This is a genomic window from Nonomuraea sp. WAC 01424, from assembly GCF_003947315.1.
Taxonomy (GTDB): domain Bacteria; phylum Actinomycetota; class Actinomycetes; order Streptosporangiales; family Streptosporangiaceae; genus Nonomuraea; species Nonomuraea spiralis.
On the sequence record NZ_QHHZ01000006.1, the window covers coordinates 385,475 to 396,742 of the forward strand.

Annotated in this window: 11 protein-coding genes; 2 read left to right on the forward strand and 9 right to left on the reverse strand. The window is 73.5% G+C overall.

The window, feature by feature from the left end:
• Window positions 1-33 precede the first annotated feature (33 nt).
• Together DMB42_RS19195 and DMB42_RS19200 are read right to left on the reverse strand one after the other, a co-directional pair.
• The gene (locus DMB42_RS19195; protein WP_125636330.1) at window positions 34-906 is read right to left on the reverse strand and encodes a virginiamycin B lyase; all 873 of its coding nucleotides are present in this window, start codon (window positions 904-906) and stop codon (window positions 34-36) included.
• Window positions 900-2,465, reverse strand: a complete 1,566-nt coding sequence (locus tag DMB42_RS19200) for an ABC-F family ATP-binding cassette domain-containing protein (RefSeq protein WP_396982844.1) — start codon at window positions 2,463-2,465, stop codon at window positions 900-902. Before DMB42_RS19200 ends, DMB42_RS19195 begins: the two co-directional genes overlap by 7 nt.
• 71 nt (window positions 2,466-2,536) lie before the next feature.
• Here DMB42_RS19200 and DMB42_RS19205 point away from each other — a divergent pair, with 71 nt between their 5' ends.
• Window positions 2,537-3,124: a TetR/AcrR family transcriptional regulator gene (locus tag DMB42_RS19205; protein WP_260477777.1), complete on the forward strand. Its 588-nt coding sequence runs from the start codon at window positions 2,537-2,539 to the stop codon at window positions 3,122-3,124.
• Window positions 3,125-3,141: 17 nt separating this feature from the next.
• Here the strand turns inward: DMB42_RS19205 and DMB42_RS19210 are convergent, their stop codons facing one another.
• The 7 genes from DMB42_RS19210 to DMB42_RS19240 are packed head-to-tail and all read right to left on the reverse strand — an operon-like array spanning window position 3,142 to window position 10,401.
• Window positions 3,142-4,767, reverse strand: coding sequence for a serine/threonine-protein kinase (locus tag DMB42_RS19210; protein ID WP_260477778.1), 1,626 nt, complete (start codon window positions 4,765-4,767; stop codon window positions 3,142-3,144).
• 25 nt (window positions 4,768-4,792) lie between these two features.
• A complete protein-coding gene (locus DMB42_RS19215) occupies window positions 4,793-5,746 on the reverse strand; it encodes a hypothetical protein (RefSeq protein ID WP_125636333.1) in 954 nt (317 codons plus the stop codon).
• 55 nt (window positions 5,747-5,801) lie between these two features.
• Complete coding sequence (locus tag DMB42_RS19220; protein ID WP_125636334.1) at window positions 5,802-6,524, reverse strand: HAD family phosphatase; 723 nt, start codon at window positions 6,522-6,524, stop codon at window positions 5,802-5,804.
• Window positions 6,517-7,587 carry an ABC transporter ATP-binding protein gene (locus tag DMB42_RS19225; protein WP_125636335.1) on the reverse strand — a complete coding sequence of 357 codons (1,071 nt, stop codon included), beginning with the start codon at window positions 7,585-7,587 and terminating at the stop codon, window positions 6,517-6,519. The genes DMB42_RS19220 and DMB42_RS19225 overlap by 8 nt, the downstream gene beginning before the upstream one ends.
• Window positions 7,584-8,438: an ABC transporter permease gene (locus DMB42_RS19230; RefSeq protein ID WP_125636336.1), complete on the reverse strand. Its 855-nt coding sequence runs from the start codon at window positions 8,436-8,438 to the stop codon at window positions 7,584-7,586. Before DMB42_RS19230 ends, DMB42_RS19225 begins: the two co-directional genes overlap by 4 nt.
• Complete coding sequence (locus tag DMB42_RS19235; protein ID WP_125636337.1) at window positions 8,426-9,250, reverse strand: ABC transporter permease subunit; 825 nt, start codon at window positions 9,248-9,250, stop codon at window positions 8,426-8,428. The genes DMB42_RS19230 and DMB42_RS19235 overlap by 13 nt, the downstream gene beginning before the upstream one ends.
• Window positions 9,247-10,401 (reverse strand): ABC transporter substrate-binding protein, encoded by a 1,155-nt coding sequence (locus DMB42_RS19240; protein WP_125636338.1) that lies wholly within the window; start codon window positions 10,399-10,401, stop codon window positions 9,247-9,249. Before DMB42_RS19240 ends, DMB42_RS19235 begins: the two co-directional genes overlap by 4 nt.
• A gap of 112 nt (window positions 10,402-10,513) precedes the next feature.
• Here DMB42_RS19240 and DMB42_RS19245 point away from each other — a divergent pair, with 112 nt between their 5' ends.
• A complete protein-coding gene (locus DMB42_RS19245) occupies window positions 10,514-11,260 on the forward strand; it encodes a GntR family transcriptional regulator (protein ID WP_125636339.1) in 747 nt (248 codons plus the stop codon).
• The last annotated feature ends 8 nt before the right edge of the window (window positions 11,261-11,268 follow it).

Sequence of the window (11,268 nt, forward strand, 5' to 3'; positions counted from 1 at the left end):
GTGCCACCCCGGGGGGCTGGCCCCGGGGTGTCGTCACCGGACGCGGGCCAGCGCGCCCGCCTCCAGGGCCACCCAGATCGCCCCGTCGGGCCCGACCGTCAGCCCGTGGGGCTCCGAGCCCTTGTCGCCGGCCGCCGACGAGGGCACCGAGGGCAGGTCGTGCTCCTCGATCGCGCCGTCGACGGTGATGCGGCCGAGGCGGCCGGCCGCCCACTCGGTGAACCAGAGCGCGCCGTCGGCCCCGGTGACGATGGCGTGGGGACGGCAGCCCCGGTCGGGCAGCGGGAACTCGGTGATCCCGCCGGCCGGGTCGATCCGCCCGACCTGACCGGCGCCGATCTCCACGAACCACACCGCGCCGTCCGGCCCCGCCGTGATGCCCACGGGGGCGGCCCCCTTGGTGGGCAGAGGATGGACGGTGACCTCGCCCGACAGGGAGACCCGGCCGATGGCGTCGCCCTGGTTGATCGAGAACCAGAGCGCGTCGTCGCTCCCCACGGTGATGAAGGCGGGCATGCCGCCCTCGACCGGCACGTCGAAGTCCGAACGTCCGCCCGCGCCGCCGATGCGCCCGATCCGGCCGCTGCCCATCTGGGTGAACCACATCGCCCCGTCGGGCCCGGCGACGATCCCGTACGGCGAGTCGGCCTCGTACGCGGTGACCTCGCCGTCGGCGGTGATCTGGCAGACCCGGCCGCCCTTGCCTTCGGTGAACCACATCGTGCCGTCGTGGCCGGGCGCGATGACGCCGGGCTGCCCGTCGGCCGGGTCGAGCTGGTGGATCACCGGCTCGTGACCCGGCACCAGCCTGCCGACGCGGCCCTGGTGCACGAGCGTGAACCAGAGTGCGCCGTCGGCGGCGGTGGCGACGCCGTAGGGCGCGCCTTCGGCGATCGTGATCAACATATGTGTCCCCCTGCCAATCGGATTTCGGTGCCTCGGAAGTGCCGCCTCAGCGCCCGGTCATGCGTGATCATGACCACCGCGCCACGGTAGGCGGCGATCGCGTGGTCGAGTTCGTCGGCCAGGGCCGGTGACAGATGGTTGGTCGGCTCGTCGAGGAGCAGCAGGTCGTGCTCCCGGATCAGCAGCCCGGCCAGTGACAACCGCCGCCGCTGGCCGACCGAGAGCGCGCCCACCTTCTGGCCGAGCACGTGCGGCGGGAAGAGGCCGGTGTCCAGCAGGGCCGCGCGCCGCTCGTCGGCGTAACCGTCGTGCCCGAAAGCGGCCGGCACGGCCAGGCCGGGGTCGAGGTCGTCGTCCTGCGCGAGGTGGCCGACCCGGCACCCGGCCCGCTCGGCCATGACCCGCAGCAGCGTGGACTTTCCCGCGCCGTTGGGCCCGCTCACCAGCACCCGCTCGCCGGGCCGGACGGTCAGCGACCCGACGTGCAGCCGGTCGCCGACGTGGACGTCCCGCAGCTCCACCAGGGGCCCGGGCACGCCCGTGGCGTCGGCCGCCGGAGCGGGAGCGCGGAAGGCGGCACGGAAGCGCAGCGGGGCCGGCGGGCGCGGGACCGGGTCGTCCTCCAGGCGGCGCAGGCGCTCGTGGGCGTTGCGCACCCGGGCGGCCACCGAGCTCTGGACGCGGCCCGCGTTGCGGTCGTAGGCCATCTTGTTGTTGTCCTTCATCGCCCGCCCGGCCGCCACGCGGTGGGCGGTGGTGGCGGCGTGCTCGCGCACCTGCCGGACCTCCTCGCGCCAGGCCGCGTACGCCTGCTCCCACCGGGCCCGCGCCGCCGCCTTGGCGGCCAGGAAGCCGCTGTGGCCGCCGCCGTAGCGGGTGACGGAGCCCTCCTCGACCTCCAGGACGGCGGTGGCCACCCGGTCGAGGAAGACCCGGTCGTGCGAGACCACGACCACCGGCCCCCGGTGCCCGCGCAGCCGCTCTTCGAGCCAGGTCAGCGCCGGCTCGTCGAGGTGGTTGGTCGGCTCGTCGAGCAGCAGCGTGGCGGGGTCGGCGGCCAGCACGCAGGCCAGGCCGAGCCGGGCGCGCTCGCCGCCCGACAGGCTCGACAACACCCGGTCGCGGGCGACGTGCGCCAGGCCGAGGCCGTGCAGCGCCCTGTCGATCCGGGCGTCGGCCTCGTAGCCGCCGCGGGCCTCGTAGGCGGTCAGCAGCTCGCCGTACTCGTCCATGACGTCGTCGGTGAGCGCCGACTCCAGCTCGCGCAGCCTGCGTTCCATGGCCCGCAGGCCGGCGAGCGCGTGGTCGGCCGCCTGCCGGACGGTGTGGTCGAGCGGCAGGCCGAGGGTCTGGCCAAGGTGGCCGACGTCGCCGGTCACGGTGATCTCGCCGTCGTCGGGCCGCTCGACGCCCGCCAGCAGCCTGAGCAGCGTGGACTTGCCCGAGCCGTTCTCCCCGACGATCGCCAGGCGCTCGCCGGGCCCCGCGGACAGGGAAACCCCGGTGAGCACGGCGCGGTCGCCGTACGTCTTGCTGATGTTCCGGACGTTGATCAGGATGGAACTCCAATCGCAACTGTTGTAGCTTTAGTGTTGCACAGTCGAAGCCGCAAACGCAACTGGAGTAGTTTTTGGAGACGAGCAGGCGTCCTGGAGGGCGCAGCGCGCGGGTGCGTGACGCCGTGCGCCAGGCGACCCTGGCCGAACTGGCCGAGCACGGTTTCCGCGGCCTGACGGTCGAGAACGTGGCCGCGCGCGCGGGCGTCCACAAGACCACGGTCTACCGGCGGTGGGGCAGCGCGGAGGGCCTGATCTCCGACGCGCTGGAGCTGGCCGGGGGCGAGCCGTGGCCGATCCCCGACACCGGTGGCGTCGAGGGCGACCTGCGCGGGGTCGTCCAGCTCGTACGCAGCGGGTTCGCCGATCCCGAGCTCGGGCCGGTGTCGTCGGCGTTCGTGGCGGCGGCCGTGCAGAGCCCGGAGGCGGCGCGGGCGCTCCACGACTTCTTCGCCGCCCGGCACGACCAGTCGGCCGAGGTGGTGCGGCGGGCGATCGTCCGCGGCGAGCTGCCCGGCGGCGTGGACGCGCGGGAGGTGATCAGGGTGGCCGTCGCGCCGGTCTACTACCGGCTGTTCGTCGCGCACGAACCGGTGAGCGAGCAGGACGCCGACCGCGCAGCCGACGCCGCGGTGGCCGCCGCCCGCGCCGGGGTCCTGTAGAGGGCGGGGGAGGCCGCCTACGGCTCCTTCTGCCCCCGCAGCTCGAAGTCGTCGAACGTCATCTTCAGCATCGACTCGCTGTCCTTGGGCGTACGCGCGAACACGCCCACATGGCCGTTGCCGAGCCCGTTGGGGTCGTCCACCTGCTGCACCCGCTTGTCGTTCACCCACATCGTCAGCCGCACCCCCGAGCCGCGCTGCTCGCACGAGGCCACGACGCGCACCCGGCCCTTCAGCCCGTCCACCTTGGCGGGCTGGGTCAGCGTGCCGCCCGAGCCGTCGTACACGCGGCGGATCCGGGTGTTGCCCGCGGTGTCGAGCCCGAACTCGTAGGAGGTGTCGTCGTTGTCGGAGCTGTGACAGTAGAGGCCGTACTCGCCGTTGCCCGTCGACTCCCGTACCTCGGCGGTGACGCCGACGACCACCGACGACGGCAACATCGGCGTGGGCGTGGCCGAGGGGTCGGGGGTGCCGGTCGGCGTGGCGACGAGGAAGGGGATGGGGGCCTTGGCCCGCTGCTCCTCGCGGTCGCTCCCCACGTCGAGCCCGTATGTGCCGTCCGTCCGGTAGCCCTTGCTGCCCGTCGTGTCGGCGTCGTACGTGCCCGCCCAGCCGCCGGAGGTCTGCGTGAAGTCCTCGCGGTAGAGCACGCCCAGGTCGTCGGGCGGCCCGCTCGGGGCGAGCAGCGCCCAGCCGGCCAGGCCTCCCGCCACGAGCACCGCCGCCGCGGCCGCGCCGATCCCGGCCAGCCGCCCGCGCCGCCGCGCCGCGGCCGGCCGGCTCTCGGTGAACGGCGTGGTGGCGTGCTGCCAGGCCACCTGCACGGTGTGCGCGGCCTGCTCGGGCGCCGCCGAACGCCCCACGAGGTGGTCGAGGAGCTGCTGGGCGGTGGGCCGCGCGGCCGGGTCCTTGCGCAGCGCCGCCCCGACCAGCTCACGCAGGCCGGGATCGACGTCGTCGAGGTTCGGCTCGGTGTTGAGCACCTGGTAGACGATGGCCGGCAGCGTGTCGCCGCCGAACGGCGCCCGCCCGCTCGCGGCGAACGCGACCAGGCAGCCCCACGAGAACACGTCGCACGCGGGCGAGACCGGCTCGCCCCGCAGCACCTCGGGCGCCATGTACCGGGGCGTGCCGACCAGCTCGCCGGTGCCGGTGACGCCGCCCAGCGTGTCGAGCGCCCGCGCGATGCCGAAGTCGATCACGCGCGGCCCGACGGGGGACAACAACACGTTCGACGGCTTGAGGTCCCTGTGCACCACTCCCGCGCCGTGGATGGCGGTGAGCGCGGTGGCCACGCTGACGGCCAGCGCGTCGAGGCTGGACCCGCGCAGCGGCCCGGACTGGCGTACGGCCTCCTCCAGGTTGGGGCCCGGCACGTACTCGGTGACCACGTAGAGCAGGCTGCCGTCGAGCGCGGCCTCGATCACCGCGGCGGTGCAGAACCGGCGTACGCGGCGGGCGGCGTCGGCCTCCCGGCGGAAGCGCATCCGGAACTGCTCGTGCTGGCTGAGTTCGGGGTTGATCACCTTGATGGCGACCCGCTGACCTGCCGGGTCCTCGGCGAGGTGGACGGTGCCCATGCCACCTCGTCCGAGCATGCTCAGCAGCCGGTAGCGTCCGATCTGGGATATTTCACCGCTCACGGCGGCCCAGCTTACCGATTGGCGGCTATCTGCCGCAGATCTCGCACGCGATGCGCGTACGCCGGGCGTACGACCAGGCCGCGACGGCCATCCCGGCGCCCCAGATCACGTACCCGGGCACGGCCACCCAGAAGAACGCCTCGGGCAGATCCCCACCGGAGAACGGCACGCCCCCGCCGAGCCGTTCGGCGACCATCTGCCCGAGCCCCACCCCGAAGTAGGCCAGCAGCCCGCCGGACACCGCGACCCCCGGCCACAACACCAGCGGACGCGGCACCCGCCGTCCGGCCAGCCAGGGCACCCACCCCGGCCACACCCGCCCGAACCGATGGACGAGCGCGAGCGGCAGCAGTGTCCCGGCGAGCAGGAACTCCACCTCGAACATGACCGCCCCGGCCCGGTACGGCACCATCTCGAACCCCACGGCCGCCTGCGCCGCGACGCGCCCCAGGCACCCGGCCACGGAGACGTAGGCCGCCGCGAAGGCCCACCCCGGCGTACGGGCCAGCGCCCTGGACGAACGCCGCCCGCACGCCCCGCAGGCCCCTTCGACCCGCCGCCGGTAGGCCCCGGCGGTCCGCCAGAGCAGCACCCCCGAGCCCACGCAGGCCGCCTTGCTGAGCGCCCCCGTCCACGAGAACGGGACGCCGAGCCCGGGGACGACCACGGCCACCACGTCGAGCAGCAGCAGCGCCCCCGACACGACGAGCGCGCCGCCCACCGCCCACGCCAGCGCCGGCGGCGCCCACCGGAGCGGCCCGGCCGGACGCCCGCTGGTCGTCATCACGGCCGTCATCACGACCAGCAGCGACGCGGCGGCGGCGCACAGGGCCACCGCGCCCCAGCCGGTGAACACGATCAGATCGGACCCGACCGGCGACATCCGCTCGGGCATGTGGCCGAGCTCCCAGTAGACGCGCAGACCTCCGTAGAGGACCACCAGCGCGAGCGCCGCGGCGGGCGTCCTGACGTTACCCATGATCGGGATCCTGCCGGGGCTGGCGGGGCCCGTCCCTCCCCTGCGGGGGCCGTCCTCATCCCCCGTGCGGGGGAGCGCCGCGCAGCGAGGCGCGCACGCGGGCGAGCCCGTGGCCGGGGTCCACCACCAGCACGCGGCAGCCCGCGGCGGTGGCGGCGGCGACGCCCACCGGGCTGTCCTCGACGGCCACGCACCGCGCCGGAGCCACCCGCAGCCTGCGGGCCGCCTCCAGGTACGGCTCCGGGTGCGGCTTGCCGCGCGCCGTGTCCCCGTCGGCGATCACCAGGTCGAAGGTGTGCCCGAGCCTGGGCAGCACCAGCTCCACGATGCTGCGGGGAGAGGCGGTCACCAGAGCGGTCGGGACGGCGGCCGCGGCCAGCTCGGCCAGCAGCTCCGGCGCCCCCGGCACGACGGTCAGCCCCGCCCTGACCCGCTCGGCGAACGCCTCGGTGAGCGCCGCCGCCACCTCCCGCACCCCCAAACCCTCGGGGACCGGCGCGGAGGTCGCCTCGGGGGCCGCTCCGGGGGGCGCGGCGGGTCCCGCTCCGGGGGGCGCGGCGGGTCCCGCGACCAGGTGGGCGGCCGTGTCGCCCACCGCGCGGCCCGTCACGTACGGCGCGTCGGCCGCCGCCAGCGGGCGCCCGAGCGACCGGGCCACCGCCGCCACGGCCTGCCACCAGAGCCCTTCGGTGTCCACCAGCGTGCCGTCCATGTCGAACAGCACCGCGTCGAACAGCACCGTGTCGAACGGGACCGCGCCGGCGAGCGCCTCAGGCATCGGCGGACAGGACCGGCGCGGGCGCCGTGACCGTACGGGCGGCCACCAGCACGGGCCGCTCCACCAGCCGGACCGTGACCCGCGCCCCCGCCCCCAGCCGGGCCGCCTCGTGCCCGGGCACGTCGGCCAGGACCTCGCCGCCCGCCAGCGACAGCCGCAGCCGCACCGAGGCGCCGCGGAAGGAGGCGGCCACCACCTCGGCCGCGCCGTCGGGGTCGGGCGTGACCCGTACGGCCTCGGGCCGGATCAGCACGTCCACGTCGGGGTCGGCGGGCACCGGGCCGTCCACGGGCAGGAGCTGGCCGAGCACGGTCACGGCGTCCCCGGAGACACGCCCGGCCAGGTGGTTCATGGCCCCGACGAACTCGGCGACGAACGGCGTGGCCGGGCGGTCGTAGACCTCGGCGGGCGGCCCGCACTGCTCCAGCCGCCCGTCGCGCAGCACCGCGACCCGGTCGGCGATCGACAGGGCCTCGGCCTGGTCGTGGGTGACGAAGACGGTGGTGATGCCGAGGTCGAGCTGGAGGCGGCGGATCTCCTCGCGCAGCGCGACCCGTACCTTGGCGTCGAGGGCGGACAGTGGCTCGTCCAGCAGCAACACGCGCGGTTCGAGCGCGAGCGCGCGGGCCAGGGCGACGCGCTGCTGCTGGCCGCCGGAGAGCTGGTGCGGGAAGCGGTCGGCGTGCGAGGGGAGCCCGACGAGTTCGAGCAGCTCGGCGGCCCTGGCGTGCCGTACGGCCGCGGGCGCCTTGCGTACGCGCAGGCCGAAGGCCACGTTGTCGCGGGCGTTGAGGTTGGGGAAGAGCGAGTACGACTGGAAGACCATCCCGGCGTCGCGCTTGTTGGCCGGCACGTTCGTGATGTCCTTGTCGTCCAGCAGCACCGCGCCGGAGTCGGGCCGCTCGAACCCGGCCACGCAGCGCAACGCGGTCGTCTTGCCGCAGCCCGAGGGCCCGAGCAGGGCCACGAACTCGCCGGGGGCGATGGTCAGGTCGAACCCGTCGAGCGCGACCGTCCTGCCGAACACCCGGCGCAGCCCGCGGAACTCCACCTGAGCGGTCATGATTTCTTCCTTCCACTGAAGACGGTGGAGACGGCGAGCAGCAACGCCCAGATGAGCAGCAGGCTGAGGATGGAGACCGCGACGGACAGCTGCCCCTTGGAGCCGGAGACGGTCACGATCCAGACCGCGAACGGCTCGTACCCGAGCAGGCTGGCCACCGTGTACTCGCCGAGCACCAGCGCGAGCGTCAGGAACGACGCGCTGGCGAGGGCCGAGCGCAGGTTCGGCACCACGACCCGCAGCAGCACGTGCGGCCAGGACGCGCCCAGGTTGCGGGCGGCCTCGACCAGCGTGCGCACGTCCATGGTGCGCAGCCCGGCGTCCAGCGAGCGGTAGACGAACGGCAGCACCAGCACCACGTACGCGAGCACCAGCACGACGGGGAACCCCGGGTCCTGGATCGCGATCAGCGTGCCCCAGAACGGCGTCGGCGCCAGTATGTCGGCCCCGTCACGCAGCGAGGTCGTCAGCCCGGCCACGAACGTGATCGGCGGCACCACCAGCGGCAGCGTGCACAACACCTCCATCACCGGCCGCAGCCGCGGCGCGAACAGCCGTACGGCCAGCATGGCCGGCAGCGCCAGCAGCAGGACCAGCACGATCGTCGCCGCCGCGAGCGAGAGCGACATCAGCAGCGAGCGCGTGAAGCCCTCGGCCGTCAGCAGCTCGCCGTAGGCGGAGAACGACACCCCGGTCGCCGGATTGTGGATCGTGTACCAGAGCGAGGCCCCGAGCGGGATCAGGAAGTAGGCGGCGGCGAACAGGAACACCAGGCCGCGCCACCAGCGGGGCCGCGCGGGCGGCTTCGCCGCCGCCGAGACGACGGGCTCCAGCCCGGTCAGCGCAGCCATCGCGAGCTCCTCCTCTGCAGCGGCAGGTAGATCGCCATCACCAGCCCGGCCACCACGATCATGTCGAGGCTGAGCGCCAGCGCGATGTTCTCGTAGCCGACCAGCACGTCACCGGTCAGCGCGCTGGCGATCTTCAGGGTGACCAGCGGCACGACGGTGCCGACCATGGCGTTCGCGGTCGCGTACGCCGAGAACGCCGAGCCGAACAGCAGCACGACCCCGCCCAGCATCGCGGGCGTGAGCACCGGCAGCGCGACGAAGCGCCAGTAGTGCCAGGCGGTCGCGCCGCTGTTGGCGGCGGCCTCGCGCCACTGGGGACGCAGCCCGTCCAGCGCCGGGGCCATGACCAGCACCATCAGCGGGATCGCGAAGTACAGGTAGACGATCACCAGCCCCCAGAACGTGTACAGCGACCCCGAGGGCAGCCCCACCAGGCCGCTGATCACACCCGAGTTGCCGAGCGTGGCGATCCAGAAGAACGCCAGCGGCACCCCGCCGAAATTGGCCAGCACGCCCGAGGCGGTCAGCACGGCCTCGCGCAGCAGCGTGAAGCGCGAGGTCACCACGGCGTAGGCGAGGAACGTGCCGAGGACGGCCCCGGCCAGCGCCACCACGGCCGACAGCTTGACGCTCCCGGCCATGGCGACGAGGTAGCCGCCCTGGAGGCTCTGCGCGAGGTTGGCCAGGCTCGGCCGCCCCTGCGCGGTGAACGCCCCCGCCACCAGCGCGATGGCGGGGACGCCGAAGACGAGGGCGAAGAAGGCCAGCAGGGGCACGGCCCCCGTCCAGCCCCTGGAACGCGAGCGGGTCATCCCGAGATCGCGGCGTCCCAGCCGCCGGCCAGCTTGGCCTTGGCCGCGTCGACCTGCTCGGGCGTGGGGAACTCGGGCGTGCCCTCGACCTGGGGCAGCTTCTCGGCCAGCGCCTTGTCGATCGTGCCGTCGGAGGTCATGGACGGCAGCAGCACCGGCCGGGCGAAGCCCTTGAGGTAGAGGTTCTGGCCCTCGGCGCTGTAGAGGTACTCCTGCCACAACCTGGCCGCCGCCGGGTGCGGGGCGTCCTTGTTGACGGCCTGGGCGTACATCTGGAAGTACTTGCCGTCGGTCGGGACGTTCACCTTCCAGTCCAGGCCCTTGGCGGCCATCTGGGGGGCGTAGGCGGCGTTGTTGTAGTCCCAGTCGATGCTGATCTGGGTCTCGCCCTTCTCGATGGTCGCCGGGGTCGTCTCGACCGGGTTGTAGTTGCCGGCGTCCTTGAGCTTCTTGAAGAAGTCGATGCCGGGCTGGATGTCGTCGAAGGAGCCGCCGTTCGCGATGGCGGCGGCGTACACGCCGGCGAAGGCCGAGCCGGACTTGGTCGGGTTGCCGTTCATCGCGACCTTGCCCTTGTACTCGGGCTTGAGCAGGTCGGCGTAGCTGGTCGGGCAGTTGGCGATCTTCTTGGCGTCGCAGCCGATCGAGACGTAGCCGCCGTAGTCGTTGGTCCAGAGCCCGGTCGGCTCCTTCTGACCCTCGGGGATCTTGTCGAACGCCTGCACCTTGTACGGCGCGAACAGCCCTTCCTTGGCGCCGCTGATCGCGAACGACTGGCCGAGGTCGAGCACGTCGGGGGCGCGGTCCTGGCCCTTGCGGGTCTTGACCGCGTTGATCTCGTCGGCGCTGGCCGCGTCGGGCGTCTCGCTCTCGATCTTGATGCCGTACTTGGCCTCGAACGACTTGATGATCTCGCCGTAGTTGGCCCAGTCGGGCGGGAGCGCGATGACGTGGAGGTTGCCCTCCTTCTTGGCGGCCTCGACGAGCTTGTCGAAGCCACCGACGGCGGCGGCGGAGGCGGCGGTCGCCGCGTTCGTCCCGCCTTCTGTCGCCTTGCTGGTCTGCTGGCTGCTCGGAGCGGCGCCACACGCCGCGGTGACTACGGTAAGGGCCGCGATGACGCCGGCCGTACGGGCGCGAGGTGTGAACACGTCGCCTCCACTCTCCGGGGGGTGTGGAAAGAACTTAGGGGAACTTGTACAAACAAGCGAGCACTAGTAAGTCGCATAAACATTGCTGTTTCGTGAATGGAGAAGGTCGCGAATGGTTGCGCGCTATGAACGGATAGCCGATGAGCTGCGGGATGACATCCTCGCGGGCGCGTACCCGGTCGGTTCCCAGCTGCCGAGCGAGGCCGAGCTGGCCACCCGCCACCGGGCGGCGCGCGGGACCGTACGGCAGGCGGTGGCCGTACTGGTCGCCGAGGGGCTGGTGGGGTCCAGGCAGGGCGCCAGGCGCATCGTGCTCGGCAACGCGCGCAGCCAGAGCTTCGCCGAACTGCACAGTTTCGCCCAGTGGGCCAGGGCCAACGGCTACCGCATCGGCGGCCAGGTGATCTCGCAGCGCCGCCGGGCCGCCACCGCGCCGGAGTCCGTCAGGCTCGGCGGGGAGGACGTGCTGGAGGTGTTGCGCCTGCGCTCGCTGGAGGGCGAGCCCGTCCTGGTCGAGCGCACCGTCTACGCCGGATGGGTGGCCCCCGCCGTCGAGGCGCTCCCCGCCGACTGCGCGTCCGTCACCGAGGCCCTGTACGACTCCGTCGGCCTGGTCTTCGCCTACGGCGAGCACCTCATCGACGCCGTGCCCGCCGGGGCCGAGGACGCCCGCCTGCTGGCCGTGCGGCGCGGCAGCCCGCTCCTGCGCCAGCGCCGCGTCACCACCACGCACGAGGGCCGGCCGGTGGAGTCCTCCGACGACAGGTACCGGGCGGGCAGCGTCACCTTCAGCATCCGCAACTCGATCGGCGCCAACCCGCTCACGAGACGGGCGGGCGACTTGCGCTTCGGGCCGTAAGAACATAT